Here is a 22,148-nt window from a genome sequence, read left to right on the forward strand (position 1 = left end):
TCCTCCGGAACGGGTGCGGCCACGGCTACCACCGAGCCGATGGTCGCCCGGGCCAACGGATGCGGCGGCTCACGGGTTCACGATCCCGAGCAGAAGATTCGGGAAAGGAATTTCCACCGGTCAAAGGAGTGCAGCAAATACCAGAATTGTGAAGTGTGCATGGCATTTGCCCTTGCTTACTTGATTCGCCCAAATCCCTTCCGTTCCCGGAACGAATCTGACAGCATCGTCCGCTATCCGGCGACCGAATGTCGGTGATCACTGCGCCGGTGCGCCCGCGGGTGTCCGTCCACGGCCGATCTGTGCCTGGATCGGATCAATGGGTGGGCCGGGATACGACTGGGGGGAGAACCTGATGCTCGGCTTCGTCGTGCGCCGACCGCGCGGGCGACCGCCGCTGGCGGCTGCCGCCCCGCTGCTGTCGGCCTTCCCCATCGGACGCCGCCGTCGGGACGTGGCCACCCGGCTGCGCCACGTGGAGGAGCGGTGACCCCCCGGACCGGCACCACCGTACCCACCACCGCGCCCACCACCGGGACCGCTCCCGGGACCGCCCACCGCCCCGCGCGCTGGGTCCGCACCAGGCTGCGGGCGAACCCGCTGGCCGCGCTGCTCATGGCGGCCCTGGCGTTCGTCGCCGTCTTCCTTGCGGCGGCCTTCCCCCGCATCGCGGACCGGGGCGCGGACACGGCGCTCCAGGACTTCGTCGGTCACAAGGGCCTCAACCAGACCAGCCTGCAGACCACGTCCAAGACGCGGGACGACGACAAGGCCGCCGAACTCGACCGGGTGCAGCGGCAGCTCACCGAGATGGTCGGTCGACAGCTGACGCTGACCCAGTCGGGCCAGGCCTACGGCGCCCGCGCCCTGGGCGACCGCGGCATGGGCAATCCGGAGTACGACCGGTTCGCGGAAAGGAGGACCGACCCGGCCCTCGGCCTGCTCTACCTGCACGACCTGGCCGCCCGGGCCACCCTCACCGACGGCACCTGGCCGACCCCCGGCGCCGCCGGCGGTCCGCTGCCGATCGTGATCAGCGAGAAGGCCGCCGAGAGCATCCACATCAAGCTCGGTGACGTCATCGACAACGGCACCGAGGGTTCGGGCGCCAAGCGGACCACCGTGGTGGTCGGCCTCTACCAGGTCAACGACCCCCAGGACCCGTTCTGGGAGGAGCTCGGCTGCCCGGCCCGCGCCTGCCTGAGGGCCGACCCCGAGCACGAGCACTGGATGACCAGCGGATTCGTCGACGGCGACAGCCTGCCCGCGCTGGCCCGCTGGGGTTCGAACGCCGAGAACTTCTGGCGGCTGCCCGTCGACGCCGCCTCGCTGCACGCCGACCAGCTCGACCGCACCCGCGGCATCCTCAGCTCCTTCCTGACCGGGCGCGACGCCACCGCCCTGGCCGACGCGACCCGGCGTCCCGACCTGCACACCTCCTCGGGCCTTCCCGAAATCCTCAACCGGGCGGACGACCGCTACCAGGCCTCGCTGCCGCTCAGCACGATCGGCCCGGCCGCCGTCGCGGGCGTCGCCACCGTGGTGCTGTTCCTGGCCGCCGCCCTCACCACCGACCGGCGCACCGCCGAGATCAGGCTGCTCCAGGCCCGCGGCGGCTCCCGTGCCGGGGTGCTGCGACGGCTGATCGCCGAGGGCGCGGTCACCGTCCTGCCGGCCACCGTGCTCGGAACGGCCCTCGCCCTGGTGCTGCTGCCCACCCCCCGCTGGGACCGCGCGGTGCTGGCGGCCCTGGCCGCGGCCCTGATCGCGCTGCTGGCCTTCCCGGCCCGCGCGGCCCTGCTGTGGGCACGCCGGCGGCCGGCCGGCGGCCGACGCCGACTGGTCGGCGAACTCGCCGTCCTCGCCGTCACCGCCGCGGCCGTGGCAGAGGTCCGGCACCGGGGCGTCGGCACCGGCTCCGGGCCGGATCCACTGCTGGTGGCCGCCCCGCTCCTGCTCGCCGTCACCGGCGGCCTGCTGCTGGCCCGGATCGAGCCGGTGGTGGTCGGCCGGCTGGCCGCCCTCGTCGGCCGAGGCCGCGGCCTGATCGGCTTCCTCGGCCTGGCCCGCGCCGCCCGCGACGACTCGGGCCGCCGCAGGCCCTCCGCGCTGCCGCTGCTCGCCCTGGTCATCGCCGTCACCACGACCGGCTTCGGCGCCACCGTGCTCGACACCGTCGATCACGCCCGGACCCGCGCCGCGCGCATCGCCACGGGCGGGGACATCGGCGTCTCCCTCCCGGGCTACGCCACCCTGTCCGAGTCGTTCACCAAGGCCGCCGACGCCCTGCCGGGCGTGCGGGCCTCGACCGCGGTCTGGGTCGAGCCCAACGCCCGCATCGTCGGCGCCGACCAGCGCTACACCGAGGCCTACCTGATCATGGTGGTCGATCCGGCGGCGTACGCCGAGATCGCCCGGACCCTCGGGGCCGGCGAGTTCGATCCGGCGAAGTTGGCCGGGGCGGCCGGCGGCCGGGACACCCCGGTGCCCGCGCTGGTCAGCCGCGACCTGGCCGAGCGCCTGGCCGCAGGGTCGTCCCAGGTGCGCACGCCCAACGGCAACGACCTGCGCCTCGCCGTCGCCGGGACCGTCGGCGCCACCCCCGCCCTGCCGGACCCGGGCAAGCCGTTCGCCGTCGTTCCCGCCGGCCCCGCCTGGGAGCGACTGCCGGACGCCAAGCGGGTGAACCAGTGGTTCGCCGTCGGCGAGATCGACCCCGAAGGGGTCAGGACAGCACTGCGGGACAACGGCGGGGTCCAGCCGACCGGCCTGGCCAAGATGATCGCGGACGACGCCGCAGCCGTCGGCAAGGCCGTCCGCGGCCTGCCCGCGGGATACACGGTGCACAGCAGCCGGGAGACCGTCGCCGAGCTCGGCGACGACCCGCTGCAGCACGCCGCCGGGCGGCTGTTCCGGTACTCGGGTGCCGCCGGCGCCGGGTTCGCCCTGCTCGCGGTGCTGCTGACGCTGTTCCGGGCCGCGCCCGACCGCACGGCCGTGCTCGCCCGGCTGCGCACCATGGGCCTGCGGCCCCGCCAGGGGCTGGCGTTGATCGTCGCCGAGGCGCTGCCGCGGACCCTGGTGGCGGCCGTCGGCGGCGGGCTGGTCGCGGTGGCGGCGGTCGCCCTGCTGGGCGGCGCGTTCGACATCTCGACCCTGGTCGGTGCCAGGGTCGGGGAGGTCGTCACCCCCGCGCTGATGCCGGTGCTGCTGCCCACCGCGGGCCTGGCCCTGCTGGTCGGCCTCGGGGTGGTGCTGGAGACGCTGGTCGCCGGCCGGCGCCAGATCGCCACCGAACTGCGGGCGGGGGAGCAGTCGTGACACCGCGACGGCGGCTCTCCGCGATCACCGGATGACCGGATGACCGGCCCTCGACCCGGTGGTCGAGGGCACGCGGTGGCGCCTCAGTCCTGGTCCAGCTTGGACAGGGCGTCGGTGATCAGGCGGGTGGCGAAGTCGTGGTCGTCGCCGGACACCCGGTTGACGTGCTCCGCGAGCAGGGTGGCCGTGGCTTCCAGGGGGTTCATCTCGGCGTCGGTCCAGGGCCCGTACTGCGCGCGCCACAGGTTGGGGCTCAGGCCGCTGCCCGCGGCGATCACCAGGCCGGCCATGGTGGGGATGACCTCGGGGCGGAAGGTCCTGGGCATCATCCGCATCGTGGCCACGAGGGTGGGCACCACGTGCTCGATGACGTCCTTGTCGTGCTCCTCGCAGGCCGACCGCAGCCAGTTCATGAACAGGTAGATGAGCGTGCACGCGCCGTCCAGCAGCGCGTTGAACTCTTCGGGGCCCACGGATGCGGCGAACTCGTCGACCAGCCGCTGCTGTACGGGGTCCGTCCCGGTCCTACCGTCGTAGACGGCCTTGAGCCGGGAGTCGATCATCATGAGCGCGGTGCTCACATCGCCGACGGCGGCGTATCGGGGGTCACAAGGCGATGACACGGGACTCCTTCTCACACGGCCGCGGCGGGTGCGCGGCAGGTCCGGTCGCAGGGTTCGTCGGCCGGTCGGGTCACCGCCCGACGGTACCGCTCCCCGTTGCGGCCGGGCGCCCGTTTCCGCCCCTCGCCCACGCCCCGGCGGGCCGCCCGCGCTCACCCGTCCGCGGCGGCTTTCCGCAGGTCCCGGTGGTACGGCGGATCGCCGGAGGCGGTGGTGCGGCCCCCGGCGATCCGGTTCCACTCGTCAACAGCGCGCCCTCAGTACGTCATCAGTACGGGTGAGCCGTCCGCGCGGTCGCGGCGGCGCTGGGGGCGGCGGAGGATGAGGGTACGGGCGGGACGCGATGCGGAAGGGGCGTGGCGCCATGGACGTCGGGCCGGTCGAGTACGCCGTCATGGCCTTCCCGGGCAACCGGTTCCGGGGGGCGATCCTGCCGGAGCTCAAGCGCCTGACCTCCGAGGGGATCATCCGCATCCTCGACCTCACCTTCATCAAGAGGGACGAGCGGGGGACGGTCCGCGTCCTCGAACTCGATGCCCTGGACAGCGACGAAGCCGCCGTGTTCGCCGAACTGGACGGCGAGATCATGGGCCTGCTGAGCGACGAGGACCTGGCCAGCGTCTGCGACGAGATCCCGGCGGGGTGCTCGGCGGCGATCATCGTCTGGGAGCACCGCTGGGCCGCGCCGCTGCTGCGGGCACTCGACGACGCGGACGGGGTCCTGGTCACGCGCGAGCACGTGCCGCACACCGTGGTGGCGGCCGACCTCGCCGCGATCGGTCTCTGAAAGATCGGACTCCAAAAGGGGAGCCGGACTCCGAGAAGGAGCTGTCATGATCGGCCGTCGTCTGTCGCGCAGCGGGCGCCCGGGGCTCATCGGCACCGCCGCCCGCACCGCCGTCATCGCCGGGACCGCCACGTCCGTGTCGAGCAGGGTCGCCGCCCGGCACCAGCAGGCAACCGCGCAGGCGGCCCCGGCACCGCCGTCGCCCGCACCCGCGTCTCAGGCCGTGCCGGGCGCCGCGCCGAACGACCAGACGCTCGCCCAGCTCGAACGCCTCGTCGAACTGCGGCAGAGCGGGATGCTGACCGACGACGAGTTCACGGCGGCCAAGCAACGCCTCCTCACCTCGTGAACCCCCTCCGCCGGACGGCGCCCGCACGGGGGGCAGGGCCCGACCGGGCCCGCGCGCTGCGCCGCCGTGGTGCGGTGATGGAGCCCGTGACGGCGGTGCTCGCCGAACTCGTCGAACGGCACCGCGCCGATACCGCCGGTGACGTCGCCCGCTACATCCCCGAACTCGCCCGCGCCGACCCGCACGCCTTCGGCCTCGCCATGGTCAGCGTCCAGGGCCACGCCTATCAGGCCGGTGACGCGTCGGCCGCCTTCACGATCCAGTCGGTCTCGAAGCCCTTCGTGTACTCGCTGGCACTGTCGGAGCTGGGCCTGGCGGAGGTGGCCAGGAGGGTCGGGTTCGAGCCGAGCGGGGAGCCGTTCAACGCGATCAGCCTGGAGGCCGGCACCGGGCGCCCGGCGAACCCGCTGATCAACGCCGGGGCGATCGTGACGACCGCGCTGATCGGCGGCGACTGCGAGGCCGCGTTCGAACGGATCCGCGACACCCTGTCGGGCTTCGCCGGCCGCCGGCTGACGGTCGACGAGGACGTCTACCGGTCCGAGGCCGCCACCGGGGACCGCAACCGGGCGCTGGCCTACCTCACGCTCTCCCAGGGCGTGCTGGAGCGCCCGGCCCAGCAGGCCTGCGACGTGTACTTCCGCCAGTGCGCGATCGAGGTCACCGCCGTCGACCTGGCCGTCATGGGCGCCACGCTGGCCAACGGCGGGCGCAACCCGGTGACCGGGCGCCGCGTCGTGGACGCCGACGCGGCGAGCGCGACGCTGTCGGTCATGGCCACCTGCGGCATGTACGACCACAGCGGGGAATGGATGCTGAGGGTGGGCCTGCCGGCCAAGAGCGGCGTCGGCGGAGGGGTCTGCGCCGTGAGCCCCGGCCAGTTCGGCGTCGGCGTGTTCAGCCCCCCGCTGGACCCTCGGGGCAACAGCGTCCGCGCGAGCGCCGTCCTGCGGGAGCTGTCCGCCGAACTGGGCCTGCACGTCCTGCGGCACACCGAGCGTGCGCGCTCACCGCTCCAGGCGGTGCGCACCGACCACGGCGCGCACCACCTGGAGCTGTTGGGCGACCTCGGTTTCGCCGCCGCCGAGGAGATCGTCCACTGCGTCCGTCGCCTGGCCCGCGATCAGCCCCGGCCGCTGGTCACGGTCGACCTCTCCCACGTCACCGCCGTGCGCCCGATCGCCCGCAGGCTGCTGGCCGACTGCGCCGCCGGCCTCCGGGCCCGGACGACGGTGCGCTTCGTCGACCCCGCGGGCCTGGTCCGAAGGCCGTCCGCAGACCGGAGCGACACCCCGGCCGAGAGAGCCGAGTGAGCACCGGCAAGCACAGGTTCACAGCTTGACGGGTGCGCCCGGCCCCATCGGGATGCCGATGGCGTACCAGGCGACGAAGAACAGCAGCCAGGCCACCGCCACGATGACCGTGTAGGGGATCATCAGGGAGATGACGGTGCCGACACCGGCCTGCTTCCTGAACTTCTGGCACTGCAGGACGATGAACGGCAGGTAGACCATCAGCGGGGTGACGACGTTCGTCGGGGAGTCGCCGACCCGGTAGGCGGCCAGCACGGTCTGCGGCGCGACGCCGAGGCGGATGAACAGGGGCACGAAGATCGGCGCGAAGATCGCCCACTTGGGGATGATCCCGGGGATGATCAGGTTGATGACGTAGGTCAGCAGGATGAAGGCGATCAGGAGCCAGATCGCACCGATGTTCGCGCTCTCCAGCTGGTCGGCGAGCTGCACGGCGACCACCGTGGCGATGTTGCTGTAATTGAAGTACGAGATGAACTGGGCGATGATCAGCAGCAGGAAGATCAGGCCGCCGAGCCCGGCGAAGGTCTTGGTGATCGCGTCCATCGCGGCGGCGCTGCCGCGCAGGGTCTTCGCGCCCGCGCCGAAGGCCAGGCCCATCACCAGGAACGCGATCATGATGATGACGATCAGGCCGTCCATGAACGGCGAGTCCTCGAACAGGCTCCCCGTCTCCGGGTTGCGCAGCGGCGCGCCGGGGATGAACGCCAGCAGCGTGACGGCCACCACGAGCGCGATCAGCGAGAGGCCGGCGTAGCGCAGCCCCCGGGCCTCGGCCGCGGTGTCGACGGGGGGCTCCTCGCTGTCCGCGACGGCGGCGGTGTCCCGCGGCTGCCAGGGGCCCAGGCGGGGTTCGATGATGCGTTCGGTGATGAAGGTGATGACGATGGTGAGGAACAGGGTGGAGCCGATCGCGAAGTAGTAGTTCGCGGTCAGGTTGAGGGACTGCCCGGGGTTGACGAGCCTGATCGCCTGGTTGGTGATCTCGGTCATGATGCCGTCGATCGGGGCGATGAGCAGGTTGACGCTGAAGGCCGCGCTGACCCCGCCGAAGGCCGCGGCGATCCCGGCGAGCGGGTGGCGCCCGGCGCTGATGAAGGCGACCGCTCCCAGCGGGATGAGGACGAGGTAGCCGGCGTCGGAGGCGATGCTGGACAGGATGCCGGCGAAGACGATGATCGCGGTGAGGGTCTCCGGTGGTGAGATCCTGACCAGGCGTCGGATCAGGGCCGCGATCAGTCCGGCCTCCTCCGCGAGCCCGACGCCGACCATGATGACGAGGATGACCGCGACGACGCCGAAGTCGTTGAAGTTGTGCGCCGCGGAGGTGAACAGGAACCGGACGCCGTCGCCGGACAGCAGGCTCTCGACCTTCGTCGTCTCGACGACGGTCTCGTAGTGGTGGGTGTACGTCGACTCCGGCGGCAGGTGGGTGCCCGCGTACTCGGTGCCGCCCTCGTGGACCTGCGTGGCCGGGTAGGGAACGGACTTGACCGTCTCGCCGGTGACGTGGACGTCGAACGCGGCCAGGACCGCCGACAGCACGATCACCAGGACGCACAGCAGCAGGAAGATGATGGCCGGGTGCGGGACCTTGTTCCCGATCTTCTCGATGGCGTCCAGGACGCGCCCCGACCCTCCGCCGGACTTTCCGTTCCCGGAGGCGGTGGCGCTCTTGTCCTGCGGGCCGTCGGCCTGGGCGTGGGCGAGGGCGCTCACCGGCCGGCCTCCTCACTGATCGAGCGGGTGGAGTCGGTCCGCGCGGCCGTCGACGGAGGGGTGAAGGCCAGCGCGAGCTCTGCGAGCAGGCGCGCGCCGAAGCCGGTGCAGCCCTTGGTGCGCCAGCCGCTCGGCTTGTCGTTCTGGGCCGGCCCGGCGATGTCGATGTGCGCCCAGGGGCGGCCGGCGACGAACTCCTCCAGGAACAGCGCGGCATGGATCGCCCCGCCGTTGGGGCCGCCCATGTTCTTCAGGTCCGCCACCTCCGAGTCCAGCTCCGGCCGGTAGCGCCGCGACAGCGGCAGCTGCCAGGCCGGCTCGCCGGTGCGGGCGGCGGCGTCCAGGACCTGGTCGACCAGCGGCTGGGCGTTGCCGAACACGCCCGCGGTCTCGGCGCCGAGCGCCCGCAGACACGCGCCGGTCAGGGTGGCGATGTCCACGATCGCGTCCCCCGGCTCCTCGCCGGCCAGGACCAGGGCGTCCGCCATGACCAGGCGGCCCTCCGCGTCGGCGTTGACCACCTCCACGCTCGTGCCGCCGCGCATCCACAGCACGTCGCCCAGCTTGAGCGCCGAGCCCGAGGGCATGTTGTCCGTGCACATCAGGTAGCCCGTCACGGCCGTCCGGCAGCCGAGCCCGGCCAGGACGCACAGGGCCGCCAGGATCGCCCCTGCACCGGACATGTCGTTCTTCATCGTCGCGTGCACGGCGTCGGCGGGCTTGAGGCTGATGCCCCCGGAGTCGTACGTGATGCCCTTGCCCACCAGGGCCAGCCGGGGCGTCCCGTCACCGGCGCCGGAGGGCAGGTAGGTGAGCTTGATCATGCGGGCTTCGTCCACGCCGCCCCGGTTCACGCCCAGCAGGCCGCCGCAGCCCAGCTCCTCCAGCTCCCGCTGCCCGAACACCTCCACCCTCAGGCCGCACTGCGCGCCGAGCCGCACCGCAACCTCGGCCAGGTCCGGCGCGGTCAGCAGGCTGGGCGGCGCGCTGGCCAGGTCCCGGGCCAGCATCGTCGCGCGGGCCAGCCACACCCCGCGCTCTGCGCCCCGCTCGACGGCCTCGCGCGAGTCCGAATCCGAACCCGAGCCCGAACCCTCCACGACCGTGACAGTCTCCAGCGCCGTGCCGGACGGCTCGCGCTTGAGCGGATCGAAGCCGTAACGGGCCAGCAGCACCCCCTCCACCAACGCCTGCGCCGCCTCCGCCGGCGTCGCACCCGCCCCGGACGGCACCACGACGGCCAGCCGCGAACGGCCCGGCACCGCGAGCGCCACGGCCGCCCCGGCGTCCCTCAGCACATCGGGACCTGCCTCACCCTCCGGCCCCGTCCCGTAGAGCACGACGTCCGGCCCGTCCTCCCGGGGCACCAGCAGCACCCGGCCCGTCGCCCCCGTCATGCCGGCGGCCTCCACGGCCCCCGGGCCCAGCCCGATCCACGCCGGCACCGCCACCGCCCCTTGGACCACCGGCAGCCCCACCGCCTCCGGATCTCGCACCGCCTCCGGATCCCGGGCCGGCGCGACGTCAACCCTCGGAACGCGGCTCCACGAAGGAATGAGATCGAGGGCTGCCCTGCTCTGCGCCACTGTGCTCTCCTCTGCTGGGGCGGCGGTCCAGAGGCCGCCGGTCCCAGCAGCCGCTCCCCAGTAAGACGCACGGTCAGGGCGCTTCCAGGACACGCCACGCGCTGTGCCCCCAAACGCACGAACGCCCGGCGCACCGGCGTCGGCGCGCAGGCGGGGGTGGGATGACACACCCTAGGCTTGAGGCCGCACTGGTCCGAGGGACGGGGAGTCGGCTGCCGTGACCGATCGCAGCACAGAGGATGATCAGTCGAAGCCGAGCATCGCCCGGGTCTACGACTATCTGCTCGGCGGCAAGGACAACTACGCCGTCGACCGCGAGATCGGCGACTTCTTCATCAAGGACCTGCCCGGTTCGCGGGCGATGGCCTTCGCCAATCGCGGGGCCCTCGTTCGCGCCGTGGCGGCCATGGCCCGCGACGGCGTCTCCCAGTTCGTCGACATGGGCAGCGGCCTGCCCACCGCCGACAACGTGCACCAGGTCGCCCAGCGGCACCGTCCGGACGCGCGCGTCGTCTACGTCGACCACGACCCGGTCGTGGTCGCGCACAGCCGGGCCCTGCTGGCCGCCGACGACCGCACCACCGTGATCCGGGCGGACCTGCGCGCGCCGGAGGAGCTCTACCACGACCCCGGCCTACAGGAGTTGATCGACTTCGACGAGCCGGTGGGCGTCGTCTTCAGCGCCGTGCTGCACCACCTCACCGATGCCGAACGCCCCGCCGAGCTCGCGCGCTGGTGGGTGGACCGGGTGCCGTCGGGCAGTCAGGTCTACATCTCCCACTTCCGCTCCGGCGGGAACGAGGAGACCCGGCTCATGGAGCAGAAGCTGCAGAGCAGTTTCGGCCGCGGCCGCTGGCGCACCGACGAGGAGATCACCGGCCTGTTCGACGGCCTTGAGCTCCTCGAACCGGGCCTGGTCCCCTGCTCCCTGTGGCGGCCGGACCCCGCGCCGGACGACGACGGCACCGGGAACGGCGTGGACAGGCCCGCTCCGACGGTGTGGGAACAGCTGATCTCCTGCGCACTGGCCCGCAAGCCGTAGCCGGCTGTTGGCCCGCGCGCCCCGTACACCGGTCCCTCCACGATCCGTTTCGCCACCGCCGCAACCGCTGTCGCATCGCTCCGCGACGTCGCCGACGGCTTCCGGTGCAGGCGGACCGAACGTGTCAGCCGCAGCCGCCGTGAGGGTGCCGCCCGGCGCGCGGGTCGTCCCCCACCCCGCGGTACGGCGGGAGGCGCCCGGCCGACAGTCAGTCGAAGTCGTCCGGATCGACGCCGCGTATCAACTCGGCGAGCCGGGCGCGGTCGTGGAACGCCTGACTCAGGAGCGCGGCGAGGCGTTGCAGAGCGTCCAGGTCCCGACTGCGGGCGATGAACATCCCCGCCTCGGGATCGTAGGTCAGCCGCTCCGACACCTCCGGCGCGTGCGCGAGCACCGCGGCCCGGGCGACGCCCGCCCAGCCGTACCCGTTGCCGTACTGGCCGCAGGCCTCGAACTCGTCCTCGACGGCGACCATGGCGTCGTCGGTGAGCATCAGGTAGTAGGACTCCGGCTCGTGGTCGTAGGCGGAGAGGATCAGGGGTGCGTAGGTCGTCCGATCGGTCATGGGACCGACCTTAGCGGCGGGGTCCGACAGCGGCGGGCGAAGGCTCCCGGGCCGCACTGCCGGATCGTCACTCCCGTTACCCGACCCGCCTGCGACTCTGCACGACAAGGGCGACGATCTCCTCGGGCAGTTCGTCGTCCACCGCGATCCGGACCTCCGTCACCGTGCCGGGCCAGTCGGCGATCAGATCGTTGCTCAGCGCGTCGTTCTCCATGGCGGCCATGAGTTCGCCTCCCCGGACCGTCTGTCCGGGCACCACCAGGACCTCTGTCACACACCACGGGACGCCCATCTTGGGCGTCACCACGAACTCCACCGGCCCGAGCTCGCGCCAGACCGGGGGCGTCGGCGGCCCGCCGATGCGCTGCTCGACCAGGTCCAGAGCCGTTCCGGCGCGCCGGGCGAAGTCGGAGTCGTCCGCGAGGTGCTCACGCAGCAACGGCCCGACCGCGCGGGCATCGCCCAGCCGGGCCAGCGTCTCCACCGCCTCGGACCGCATCGCGGGGTCCGCCAGACACCCGACGACGGCCTCCGTGTGTTCAGCGGACCCGTTCTCTGCCAGACCGAGCAACGCCCGGCGACGGAACTCCGGCCTACCGGACCGAAGTTGGCGCTCCAGGAACGGCACCGTCCGCGGGTCCCTGACATGTGCGAACGTCTCACGGGCCAGCAGCGATTCGAGCGAGGGGTCGTCCGCCAGCGCGTCGAACAACCCGTCCGGGAGAGCCTCCGCCAGGAGTACCTGCAGCGAGGCGGGGCGCCGGTACTCGTCCCGGTCGCGGCTCACGATCTCCGCCAGGTCCCAGCTCTTCTCCGCCCGGCCCGCGAACACGTCGAGGAGTCGGCGAAGGCTCACCGGTCCGGCAGCCACCAGGTCCTCCAGGGCGCCACCGTCCCCGTGCATGTAGCGCGCGAGGAGGCTGTCGATCCCGTCGGTGGTCAAGTCCATGGAAGTCAGCCGGCTTTCGGTGGATCAGCGGGTCGCGGTAGGTGCCCGGACAGTCTCTCGCGGCCGCCCGGGCGTTCAACATTCCGTCATGTGCGAGTACTTCCCGGCCACTCACCTCCGCGCCTTGCTCGGGGACACTGCGCGCGTTGCCCTTGCCGTTCTCTGCCAGCTAGGCCGGGTGTGCCTCGTTCCTGGCCGGCGCCGTGTGGCTCGGGGGTTGGAGGCGTACGGGGAGGGTCTTCAGGTGCCAGTTGAGCGGGTTGGTGCCGCGTTGCAGGTGCTCCGGGTCGACGGCGAGTTGCAGGTCGGGTACCCGGCTGAACAGCGCGGCCAGGGCGACGGCGGCCTCCTCCTGGGCGAGGTGCGCGCCCAGGCAGCGGTGCGCGCCGTGTCCGAAGCCGAGGTGGGGCTCCTTGCTGTGGCGGGTGCGGCCGAGGTCGAGGCGGTCGGGGTCGGCGAAGGCGGCGGGGTCCCGGTTGGCCGCGGACACGATCGGGAGGACGGCTTCTCCGGCGCACACCGGGGTGGCGCCGACGGTGGTGTCGCGGGTGGCGTAACGGGGCAGCGCACGCACGACGGGCCCGCAGTAGCGCATGAGTTCATCGACGGCGTGCGGCATGAGGGCGGGGTCCTCGCGCAGCAGGGCGAGCTGGTCGGGGTGGGCGAGGAGCGCTTCGGTGCTGTTGGCGATGAGGTTGACGGTGGTGATGTGCCCGGCGACGACCAGGTTGGTGATGAGCGAGACGAGCTCGTCGGTGCTCAGGCGGTCGTCGTGGTGGGGCGCGAGCAGTTCGGAGATGAGGTCGTCGCCCGGGTCGGCGGTGTGGAGGCCGACGAGGAGGTGGGCGTCGGCGACCATGCCGGCAAGCGCGTCGCCCAGTTCCTCGCCGCAGGTGCCGGCGGCCAGGGTGGCGCTGCGACTCCGCCAGCGGTCGCGGTCGGCTTCGGGGACGGCGATGAGTTCGCAGATGACGGTGATGGGCAGCGGTCGGGCGAAGTGTTCGATCAGGTCGACGACGCCGTCCTCGGCGTGGTCCGGCAGGCGGTCGAGCAGGTCGGCGGCGATGGCTTCGATCCGGGGGCGCAGCGCGGCCACGCGGCGCGGGGAGAACGCGGCGGCGACCAGGCCGCGCAGACGGCGGTGGTCGGAGCCGTCCGAGTCGAAGATCCCGGCGCGCAGGTACTTCTCGTAGCCCGCGTACATGCCGCGGGCCTGCCAGGTCTGTTCGGTGCGGTGGGCCACCTTCGCGCCGGGGACGGTCGCGGCGTCGATGGTGAAGTCGGGATCGCTCATGATCGTGCGGATGTCGTCGTGGCGGGTCGCCACCCACATGGGGTCGACGCCTCGGACGCAGCCCCGCACCAGGTGCTCGCGTTCGCGGATGTGCGCGTAGGAGGTGAACGGATCGCGGACCAGCTCCTGATCCGCCAGGTCCAGTGGTTCGTCGCCGGACTCGGTGGTGGTCCGGCCTTGCGTCGTCATGGTGAGCGCTCCCAACGGGTGGTCGTTCCGTGACGGCATCATGGCGGCCGGACCGCGCCCCACCTGCCGCTATCGGTGCCAATCCACCCGAACGAATGCATTCGCCCTCGACCCCGGAGACGAGGACGCCCGGTCGTCGTCCGGGGCCGCGGTCGGTGTCCGTTCGGGTCGGTGTCCGTTCGGGTCGGTGTCAGCCGCGACCGGCGGTGGAAGCCCGGACGCGGAGTTCCCAGGCGTGGGTCCGTACCACGCCCGGTTCCGCCGCGCCCGACAGCAGGTCGCTGAGCAGGGCCGCGCATTCGCGGCCGTACTCCGCCGCGCGCAGGTCCACCGCCGTCACCTGCGGGCTCGACCCGCGTGCCGCGGCGCCGTCGACGCAGGCGGCCACCAGCACCTCGGTTCCGGCCCGCAGGCCTGCCCGGGCCACGGCTGCCAGCACGCCGGGCACCGCGCCGTCGGGGGCGCAGACCACGGCGTCCAGGCCCGGGGTGCCGGCGAGCAGGTCCGTGGTGGCGGCCTCGGCCTCGGTCGGCGTGGCCGCGAACGGGACCGTTCGCACGGCGACCTCGACGCCGTGGCGCCCGGTCCAGTCGGCGGCGGCGGCCCGCAGGGCGGCCGCCCAGTCGGATCCCGGGCCGGGGGCCAGCAGTGCCGGGCGGCGTGCGCCGCGGTGCGCGAGGTGGTCCAGCAGCGCGGCGAGCGAGGTGGCGTTGTCGCACACCACCGATCCGCTGGGTGCGGCCCCGCCTCCGAGGTAGCGCTCCCCGGTGACCACGGGTACGCCGGCGGCCAGCAGACCGGGCACGGCCGGGTCGTCGACCTCCGGATCGATGACCATCAGCCCGTCGACCCGGGCGGCCAGCCCGCCCTCCGCCGCCTTCCCGGGGGCCAGCAGCACCACGTCGAGGCCGTCCTCGCGGGCTCGCTCGACGGCGCCGAACGCCAGCTTCATGTAGTAGTCGAGACGGGTCGCCGTGCGCGGCAGGTACAGGCCCACTGCCCCGGTGCTGGAGCGGCGCAGGCTGCGCGCCGCCGAGTTCGGCCGGTAGCCGAGCTCTCGGGCCGCGGCCTGGACGCGTTCACGCGTCGCCTCGGCCACCCGGCCGGATCCGAGGAGGGCGTCGGAGGCGGTGCTCTTGGACACCCCGGCCGCCCGGGCCACGTCGAACAGGGTCACGGATCGGCTGGTCACAGCCCGGAAGTCTAGACGCAGAACCGGAGGCCACCCGTGGTCCGGGCGCCTGCCATGCTCCTCGAACCCCCTTGCCGGAACGTTCCGGCAAGGCTTAGGGTCATCCGTGCCGGAACGTTCCGGCACAGCTTCGGCCGCTGCTCCCGACACCATGACCCGAGATGACCCGAGGACCCGCCATGCGCCTGATCACCGCCCTGAACCCGCCCGCGTCCCCGGCCCGCACCCGCGCGCCCCGGCGCGCCGCCCTGCGGGTCGCCCTCGTCCAGCAGCGCTGGCACGCGGACCCCGAGCAGCACCGGGCCGGCCTGCTGGAGGGAATCCGCCTCGCCGCCGAACAGGGCGCCGCCCTCGTCGCCCTCCAGGAGCTCACGCTCTCCCCGTACTTCGCCGTGCTGCGCCAGTCCGACCACCCGCAGGCCGTCGAGCCCGAGGACCTGCGCACCGGCCCGACCTTCGCGTTCGCCGCGGCCGCCGCCCGCGAGCACGGCATCCACGTGCACGCCTCGCTCTTCGAGAAGGCCGACGGGCCGGACGGCCCCGACGGCCTCGGCTACAACACCGCGATCCTCGTCGCCCCCGACGGCACCCTGGTGCAGCGCACCCGCAAGCTGCACATCCCCGTGACCGAGGGCTACTACGAGGACACCTGGTTCCGCCAGGGCCCGGCCGGCGAGGACGCCTTCCCCCTCGCCGAGGTGGGCGACGCCGCCGTCGGCCTGCCGACCTGCTGGGACCAGTGGTTCCCCGAGCTCGCCCGCGCCTACTCCCTCGCCGGCGCCGACGTGCTCGTCTACCCGACCGCCATCGGCTCCGAGCCGGGCCACCCCGGCTTCGACACCCAGCCGCTGTGGCAGCAGGTCATCACCGGCAACGCCATCGCCAACGCCACCTTCATGGTCGTCCCCAACCGCATCGGCACCGAAGGCGAACTCACCTTCTACGGCAGCTCGTTCATCGTCGACCCGTACGGCCGCGTGCTCGCCCGGGCACCGCGCGACGAGGCCGCCGTCCTGGTCGCCGACCTCGACCTCGACCAGCGCCACGACTGGCTCGAACTCTTCCCCTTCAACACCACCCGCCGCCCCGACGCCTACGCGCCCCTGACCGCCCAGCGCTGACGCCCCCGGCCTCCCCGGCCCGGTTCCGGCCAGGAAACGGGGAGGCCCGGCTGCGGGGCTGCGGGGCTGAAGGCGAGCGAAGTGGTGAGCCCGGGGCTCGCGGTGTCAATGGTGTTGCGCCTGGCCGATTGTCACAGTCCGATCCTCGCGATGTCCTGACGATTGTGACGCCGCGCGTGCCACCGAAAGTCACTGATTGACCGTCATGGTGGGTGTCCAGCAAGCCAGCACGCACCGTCATCGGGGAGCCACCATGTCCGTCCGCCGCCGTCGCCCGCTGCTCGTCACCGCCGTCCTCGCCGTCGGCGCCGGACTCGTCCTGACCGCCTGCGGGCCCGACAACACCGACCCGGCCGCCGGCCCGAAGGCCTCCCCCACCACCGCGGCCGTCACACCCGCCCCCACCGGCGCGGCCCCCGCAACCGGGGCACCGACCGCCCCGGCCACGGGCCCGGCCTCGCACACCCCCACGGGCGCACCCCACACACCGTCCGGCACCAGCCCCTCCACCAGCGCCCGACCCGGCACCGGCAACGCCCCCGCCCCCACCGACGCCAGCCCGTGCGACATCAACAACCTCTCCATCCACGTCACCGCACGCCCCGGAGCACCCAGCCAGCGGGTCATCGACATCCACAACACCGGCACCACCGCCTGCAGCCTCAGCTCCTCCCCCGGCGTCAACCTCGGCAACTCCACCGCCCGCGACCAGAGCAACAACATCCGGCCCGTACTCGCCAGCGGCACCCAGCGCTTCCCCGTCCCCGCCGGCCAGAACGCCTACGCCGTCATCGACCTCAACCCCGGCGGCGCCACCACCGGCACCACCCCCGACATCAACGAACTCAACGTCCTCGCCGACCAGGACGACACCAACATGCCCCTCGCCGCCACCCACAACTTCCCACTCACCAGCGACACCCGCGTCCTCAACCCCCACCTGGGCAACTACCGCGCCACCACCGCCGACGCCGTCACCTCCATGACAGCCGCAGGCAAGTAACCCCGACCACACCACCGACGAGGCCGCGAGGTCAGAGGGCCAGGGCGGGGCGGTGGTGGTCGAGCCACAGCGCGAGGTCGACGACCCGCTCCAGGCGGAGCCGGTGGCCCCACGGCAACTGCTCGGCAGGCGTGTCGATGGCCGCCCCGACGACCGTCTCGTCGGCGATGTCCCGTACGTGCGGTGCGTCCAGCGCCTCGCGGGCCAGCCGTTGCAGGCCTGCGTTGTAGTCGGGGTGGTGGGTGGCCGGGTAGTGGTTCTTCGGCCGCCACAGCACCGAGTCGGGGGCGATGCCCCGGCCGAGGTCGCGCAGCAGGCTCTTCTCCCGGCCGTCGTGGTTCTTCATCGCCCAGGGGGTGTTGAAGGCGTACTCGACGAGGCGGTGGTCGCAGTAGGGCACGCGCACCTCCAGGCCCTGGGCCATGGAGAGGCGGTCCTTGCGGTGCAGGAGTTGGCGCAGCCAGCGGGTGAGCGAGAGGTGCTGCATCTCGCGCAGGCGGTGTTCGGCGGCGCTCTCGGAGTCGAGGCGGGGGACGGCGGCCACGGCGGTGCGGTAGGTGTCGGCGCGGAACTCGGGGATGCGCAGCCGGGCGGCGAGGTCGGGGTGGAGCGGCATGGCGGCCTGGTCCCCGGTCACCAGGAGCCAGGGGAAGGCGCGAGCGGCGAGCGCCTTCGGGTGGTGGAACCACGGGTAGCCTCCGAAGACCTCGTCGGCGGCCTCGCCGGAGAGGGCGACGGTGGAGTGCTTGCGGATCTCTCCGAACAGCAGGTAGAGCGAGGTGTCCATGTCGCCGACGCCGATCGGCGAGTCCCGGGCGACGACCACGGCGCGCCGGTTGTCCGGGTCGAGCAGGGCACGGGGGTCGAGGACGACGGTGGAGTGCCGGGTGCCGATGAACGCGCCGGCCTCGGCGGCGAAGGGGGTGTCGTGGCCGGTACGCAGCACGTCGCCGGTGAACTGTTCGGCCTGGTCGCTGTAGTCGACGGCGTAGGAGCGCAGCGTGGCCTGCGGCCCTTCGCGGAGCCGGAGTTCGTCGGCGATCAGGGCGGTGACGACGGTGGAGTCGAGGCCGCCCGAGAGCAGGCTGCACAGCGGGACGTCGGCCTCCAGCTGGGTACGGGCGGCGCGGTCGACCAGGCCACCGATCAGCTCGGTGGTGGTCTGCGGGTCGTCGGTGTGCGGGCGGGCGGTCAGCTCCCAGTAGCGCCGTTCGCGGATGCCGTCGCGGTCGAGGACGAGCATGCTGCCGGGGTGCACCTCGCGGACGCCGGCCCAGACGGTGGGGCCGGTGTTGAACAGGAGGCTGTAGGCCTCGCGCAGGCCGTCGGCGTCCACGGTGGGGGTCACCTCGGGGTGGGCGAACAGGGCCTTGGGTTCGGAGCCGAAGGCGAGGCCGCCGTCGGTTTCGGCCCAGAACAGCGGCTTGACCCCGAGCCGGTCGCGGACCAGCAGCAGGCGCTGCTCGCGGTCGTCCCAGACGGCGAAGGCGTACATGCCCTCCAGGTGGTCGACCAGGGCGTCTCCCCACTCCTGGTAGGCGCGCAGGACCACCTCGGTGTCGCTCCGTGTCTCGAACCGGTGGCCCCTGGCGGCGAGTTCGGATCTCAGCCGGTGGTGGTTGTAGACCTCGCCGCTGTAGGTGAGCACCACCTGCGGGTGTTCGGGGCGGTCGGTCATGGGCTGGGTGCCGCCCTCGATGTCGATGACGGCGAGGCGGCGGTGGCCGAGCGCGGCGTGGCGGCCGAGCCAGACCCCGCCGGCGTCGGGTCCGCGCAGGGCCATGGTGTCGGTCATCGCCTGGATGACGGAGGCGGCCCCGTGGCCGATGTCCTGGTGGAAGGACTGGTGGAAGGACACCCAGCCGGTGATCCCGCACATGCTCGCGCTCCTGGGGTGAAGGGGTGTGCTCTGCCGGACGCTGTCGGCGACGGCGCCCGGCCCAGAAGTCGGGCCGGACGTCCGGGAAGTTCCGGGCAACCGCAGGATTCCCGGGGCGGGTCGGGCGGTGCCCGCGCGAAGCCCACCGGGGGTGCACCGCCGGGCGTCGGGCTCGGACGGAGGGGCGTCGGGCTCGGACGGCCGGACCGGTACGTCGGCCGGCGGCGTTCAGTTCCGGGGATCGGGCAGCGCGGGGTACGGGATGAAGGTGCTGGTGTGCTCGTCGAGCGCCAGCGGCCGGCCGATGGCGGGCGCGGCGCGCTGCGGGCACGCCGGGCGTTCGCACACCTTGCAGCCGAGCCCGATCGGGGTGGCAGCCGCCACGTCGCCGAGGTCCAGTCCCGCCGAGTACACGAGCCGTGCGGCGTGGCGGAGTTCGCAGCCGAGGCCGATGGCGAAGGTCTTGCCGGGGCGGCCCCAGCCGCCGGGTGAGCGGGTGACGGCGCGGGCGGTCCAGAGGTAGCGCCGGCCGTCGGGCATGGCGGCGACCTGGACGTGGACCCGGCCGGGGGCGGCGAAGGATTCGTAGACGTTCCACAGCGGGCAGGTGCCGCCGGTGCGGGAGAAGTGGAGGAGCCGGTTCCCCGGCGGGGTTCGCAGGTTTCGCAGGTTCGCAGGAATCCGCCGTACGGATTCCACCGATTGGCATGCTGGATCATCGGCCGTCCGACGAGCAGGCTCGGTCATGCAAGACCGAGAGCCATCGAGCGCCCCCGAGGAGTCCCGTGATCGAGCACCACGTCCGCGTCCACCCCAGTGCCGACCGGCTGCCGCGTGAGGAGCAGCTCGCCTGGAAGCTGGCCGCCGTCGCGACCGGCACCGAGGAGCTGGACCCGGCCAGCGTGAACATGGCCGTCAACCGGGTGATCGACAACGCGGCGGTGGCCGTCGCGTCGCTGCTGCGCCGGCCCGTGACGGTGGCCCGCGCCCAGGCGCTCGCCCACCGCGGCGCGCCGGGCGCCCGGGTGTTCGGCAGCCTGGCCCGGGTCTCACCGGAGTGGGCGGCCTGGGCCAACGGGACGGCGGTGCGCGAGCTGGACTTCCACGACACCTACCTCGCCGCCGACTACTCCCACCCCGGCGACAACATCCCGCCGCTGCTGGCCGTCGCCCAGCACACCGGCCGCAGCGGGGCCGACCTGCTGCGCGGCATCGTCGCCGCCTACGAGGTCCACGTCGCACTGGTGCGGGGCATCTGCCTGCACGCCCACCGGATCGACCACGTCGCGCACCTGAGCGCGGCCACCGCCTGCGGGCTCGGGGCGCTGCTGCGGCTGCCGACCGAGACGGTGTACCAGGCGGTGCAGCAGGCCGTGCACACCACCACGGCCACCCGGCAGTCCCGCAAGGGCGAGATCTCCAGCTGGAAGGCCTTCGCCCCCGCCTTCGCCGGCAAGGCCGCGATCGAGGCGGTGGACCGGGCGATGCGCGGCGAGACCTCCCCGTCCCCCGTCTACGAGGGTGAGGACGGCTTCCTCGCCTGGCTGCTCGACGGCCCGCAGTCCGACTACACCGTGCCGCTGCCCGCGCCCGGCGAGCCGAGGCGGGCGATCCTGGACACCTACACCAAGGAGCACTCCGCCGAGTACCAGGCCCAGGCGATCATCGACCTGGCCCGGCGGCTGCGCGAGAGGACCGGGCCGCTGGACGGCGTCCGCTCGGTCGTCCTGCACACCAGCCACCACACCCACCACGTCATCGGCTCCGGCTCGGGCGACCCGCAGAAGTACGACCCGCGCGCCAGCCGGGAGACCCTCGACCACTCGATCCCGTACATCCTCGCCGTCGCCCTGGAGGACGGCGCCTGGCACCACGAGCGCTCCTACGCCCCCGAACGGGCCCAACGCCCGGAGACCGTGGCGCTCTGGCAGAAGATCACCACGGTCGAGGACCCGGAGTGGACCGCCCGCTACCACGACCCCGACCCGGCCCGGCGGGCCTTCGGCGGGCGTGTGGTGATCACCCGGGACGACGGCACGGTGATCCAGGACGAGCTGGCCGTCGCCGACGCCCACCCGGCCGGCGCGCGCCCCTTCGACCGCCCCGCCTACCAGCGGAAGTTCCGCACCCTGGCCGAGGGCATCGTCTCCCCCGCCGACCAGGACCGCTTCCTGGCAGCCGCCGCCGACCTCGCCGAGCTGAAGGCCCCGGACCTGGACGAGCTGTTCCCGGCCGTCGACACCGAGACCGTGCGCGCGTTCGACGCGCTCCTCCCGAAGGGCCTGTTCTGATGCTGCACACCCGCACCACCCCCGCCCAGCGCCGCCGCGCCCTGCGCGAACGCCTCGCCACCGGGCGGCTGTTGACGATGCCCGGCGCGCTCAACCCGCTCTCCGCCCGGCTCATCCAGGACCTCGGCTTCGAGGCCGCCTACCTCTCCGGCGCCGTCCTCGCCGCCGACCTCGGCCTGCCCGACATCGGCCTCACCACCGCCACCGAGGTCGCCGCCCGCGCCCAGCAGACCACCCGGGTCACCGACCTCCCGGTGCTGATCGACGCCGACACCGGCTTCGGCGAACCCATGAACGCCGCCCGCACCGTCCAGCTGATGGAGGACGCCGGCCTCGCCGGCCTGCACCTGGAGGACCAGGTCAACCCCAAGCGCTGCGGCCACCTCGACGGCAAGGCGGTCGTCCCCCGCGAGGACATGACCCGCCGCCTGCGGGCCGCCGTCGACGCCCGCCGCGACCCCGACTTCCTGCTGATGGCCCGCACCGACGCCCGCTCCGTCGAGGGACTGCGCGCGGCGATCGACCGGGCCAAGGCCTACGTCGACGCCGGAGCCGACGCGATCTTCCCCGAAGCCCTCGCCGACGAGGCCGAGTTCGAGGCCTTCCGCAAGGCCGTCGACGTCCCGCTGCTCGCCAACATGACCGAGTTCGGCAAGTCCCCGCTGCTCGACGCCCGCACCCTCCAGGACCTCGGGTACGAGATCGCGCTCTACCCCGTCACCCTGCTGCGCCTGGCCATGGGCGCGGTGGAGGACGGCCTGCGCACCCTCGCCGCCGAGGGCACCCAGGAGTCGCTGCTGCCGCGCATGCAGACCCGCTCCCGGCTGTACGAACTCCTCGGCTACGAGCAGTACGCGGCCTTCGACTCGGCCGTCTTCGACTTCACCCTCCCGCCCGGCGCCTGACCCCGCATCGGAGACCAGCC

18 protein-coding genes and 1 pseudogene are annotated in these 22,148 nt (G+C 73.1%); 10 read left to right on the forward strand and 9 right to left on the reverse strand.

Features of this window, described 5'->3' with window-relative positions; genetic code table 11:
* Window positions 1-319: 319 nt before the first annotated feature.
* Both ACIP37_RS20075 and ACIP37_RS20080 read left to right on the forward strand, forming a co-directional pair.
* The gene (locus ACIP37_RS20075) at window positions 320-490 is read left to right on the forward strand and encodes a hypothetical protein (protein WP_363586176.1); all 171 of its coding nucleotides are present in this window, start codon (window positions 320-322) and stop codon (window positions 488-490) included.
* Complete coding sequence (locus ACIP37_RS20080; RefSeq protein ID WP_400808232.1) at window positions 487-3,321, forward strand: hypothetical protein; 2,835 nt, start codon at window positions 487-489, stop codon at window positions 3,319-3,321. Before ACIP37_RS20075 ends, ACIP37_RS20080 begins: the two co-directional genes overlap by 4 nt.
* 83 nt (window positions 3,322-3,404) lie before the next feature.
* Here ACIP37_RS20080 and ACIP37_RS20085 read toward each other — a convergent pair whose 3' ends face one another.
* Window positions 3,405-3,944, reverse strand: coding sequence for a hypothetical protein (locus ACIP37_RS20085; RefSeq protein WP_363586174.1), 540 nt, complete (start codon window positions 3,942-3,944; stop codon window positions 3,405-3,407).
* 364 nt (window positions 3,945-4,308) lie between these two features.
* Here ACIP37_RS20085 and ACIP37_RS20090 point away from each other — a divergent pair, with 364 nt between their 5' ends.
* From ACIP37_RS20090 to glsA, 3 genes are all read left to right on the forward strand, one after another.
* Complete coding sequence (locus tag ACIP37_RS20090; protein ID WP_400328034.1) at window positions 4,309-4,731, forward strand: DUF6325 family protein; 423 nt, start codon at window positions 4,309-4,311, stop codon at window positions 4,729-4,731.
* Between the two features lie 46 nt (window positions 4,732-4,777).
* A complete protein-coding gene (locus ACIP37_RS20095) occupies window positions 4,778-5,080 on the forward strand; it encodes an SHOCT domain-containing protein (protein WP_363586172.1) in 303 nt (100 codons plus the stop codon).
* Between the two features lie 77 nt (window positions 5,081-5,157).
* The gene (gene glsA, locus ACIP37_RS20100; protein WP_363586171.1) at window positions 5,158-6,393 is read left to right on the forward strand and encodes a glutaminase A; all 1,236 of its coding nucleotides are present in this window, start codon (window positions 5,158-5,160) and stop codon (window positions 6,391-6,393) included.
* A gap of 18 nt (window positions 6,394-6,411) precedes the next feature.
* On the opposite strand, the gene ACIP37_RS20105 is transcribed toward glsA, so the two are convergent.
* Together ACIP37_RS20105 and ACIP37_RS20110 are read right to left on the reverse strand one after the other, a co-directional pair.
* The gene (locus tag ACIP37_RS20105; protein ID WP_363586170.1) at window positions 6,412-8,112 is read right to left on the reverse strand and encodes an AbgT family transporter; all 1,701 of its coding nucleotides are present in this window, start codon (window positions 8,110-8,112) and stop codon (window positions 6,412-6,414) included.
* Window positions 8,109-9,608 (reverse strand): leucyl aminopeptidase family protein, encoded by a 1,500-nt coding sequence (locus tag ACIP37_RS20110; protein ID WP_400808239.1) that lies wholly within the window; start codon window positions 9,606-9,608, stop codon window positions 8,109-8,111. Before ACIP37_RS20110 ends, ACIP37_RS20105 begins: the two co-directional genes overlap by 4 nt.
* Before the next feature lie 307 nt (window positions 9,609-9,915).
* Between ACIP37_RS20110 and ACIP37_RS20115 the strand changes: the two genes are divergently transcribed.
* The gene (locus tag ACIP37_RS20115; RefSeq protein ID WP_363619732.1) at window positions 9,916-10,740 is read left to right on the forward strand and encodes an SAM-dependent methyltransferase; all 825 of its coding nucleotides are present in this window, start codon (window positions 9,916-9,918) and stop codon (window positions 10,738-10,740) included.
* 208 nt (window positions 10,741-10,948) lie between these two features.
* Here the strand turns inward: ACIP37_RS20115 and ACIP37_RS20120 are convergent, their stop codons facing one another.
* From ACIP37_RS20120 to ACIP37_RS20135, 4 genes are all read right to left on the reverse strand, one after another.
* Window positions 10,949-11,305 carry an immunity 51 family protein gene (locus ACIP37_RS20120; protein ID WP_363586167.1) on the reverse strand — a complete coding sequence of 119 codons (357 nt, stop codon included), beginning with the start codon at window positions 11,303-11,305 and terminating at the stop codon, window positions 10,949-10,951.
* Between the two features lie 76 nt (window positions 11,306-11,381).
* Window positions 11,382-12,254 (reverse strand): HEAT repeat domain-containing protein, encoded by an 873-nt coding sequence (locus tag ACIP37_RS20125; RefSeq protein ID WP_400808243.1) that lies wholly within the window; start codon window positions 12,252-12,254, stop codon window positions 11,382-11,384.
* 169 nt (window positions 12,255-12,423) lie between these two features.
* Entirely contained in the window at window positions 12,424-13,737 is a 1,314-nt protein-coding gene (locus ACIP37_RS20130) for a cytochrome P450 (RefSeq protein ID WP_400808246.1), read from the reverse strand.
* 190 nt (window positions 13,738-13,927) lie between these two features.
* Window positions 13,928-14,929 carry a LacI family DNA-binding transcriptional regulator gene (locus ACIP37_RS20135; protein ID WP_363631861.1) on the reverse strand — a complete coding sequence of 334 codons (1,002 nt, stop codon included), beginning with the start codon at window positions 14,927-14,929 and terminating at the stop codon, window positions 13,928-13,930.
* 179 nt (window positions 14,930-15,108) lie between these two features.
* Here ACIP37_RS20135 and ACIP37_RS20140 point away from each other — a divergent pair, with 179 nt between their 5' ends.
* Both ACIP37_RS20140 and ACIP37_RS20145 read left to right on the forward strand, forming a co-directional pair.
* Complete coding sequence (locus ACIP37_RS20140; protein ID WP_350876327.1) at window positions 15,109-16,050, forward strand: nitrilase-related carbon-nitrogen hydrolase; 942 nt, start codon at window positions 15,109-15,111, stop codon at window positions 16,048-16,050.
* 253 nt (window positions 16,051-16,303) lie between these two features.
* Window positions 16,304-17,053: a DUF4232 domain-containing protein gene (locus tag ACIP37_RS20145; protein ID WP_400808250.1), complete on the forward strand. Its 750-nt coding sequence runs from the start codon at window positions 16,304-16,306 to the stop codon at window positions 17,051-17,053.
* Between the two features lie 31 nt (window positions 17,054-17,084).
* On the opposite strand, the gene asnB is transcribed toward ACIP37_RS20145, so the two are convergent.
* Entirely contained in the window at window positions 17,085-18,932 is a 1,848-nt protein-coding gene (asnB, locus tag ACIP37_RS20150) for an asparagine synthase (glutamine-hydrolyzing) (RefSeq protein ID WP_400808253.1), read from the reverse strand.
* A gap of 228 nt (window positions 18,933-19,160) precedes the next feature.
* Window positions 19,161-19,562: pseudogene (locus tag ACIP37_RS20155) on the reverse strand (short-chain fatty acyl-CoA regulator family protein); the annotation flags it as partial.
* A gap of 155 nt (window positions 19,563-19,717) precedes the next feature.
* On the opposite strand from ACIP37_RS20155, the gene ACIP37_RS20160 reads away from it, so the two are divergent.
* Entirely contained in the window at window positions 19,718-21,223 is a 1,506-nt protein-coding gene (locus ACIP37_RS20160; protein WP_400808255.1) for an MmgE/PrpD family protein, read from the forward strand.
* Complete coding sequence (gene prpB, locus ACIP37_RS20165) at window positions 21,223-22,128, forward strand: methylisocitrate lyase (protein ID WP_400808257.1); 906 nt, start codon at window positions 21,223-21,225, stop codon at window positions 22,126-22,128. Before ACIP37_RS20160 ends, prpB begins: the two co-directional genes overlap by 1 nt.
* Window positions 22,129-22,148 lie beyond the last annotated feature (20 nt).

The organism is Kitasatospora sp. NPDC088861 (assembly GCF_044750105.1).
Taxonomy (GTDB): domain Bacteria; phylum Actinomycetota; class Actinomycetes; order Streptomycetales; family Streptomycetaceae; genus Kitasatospora.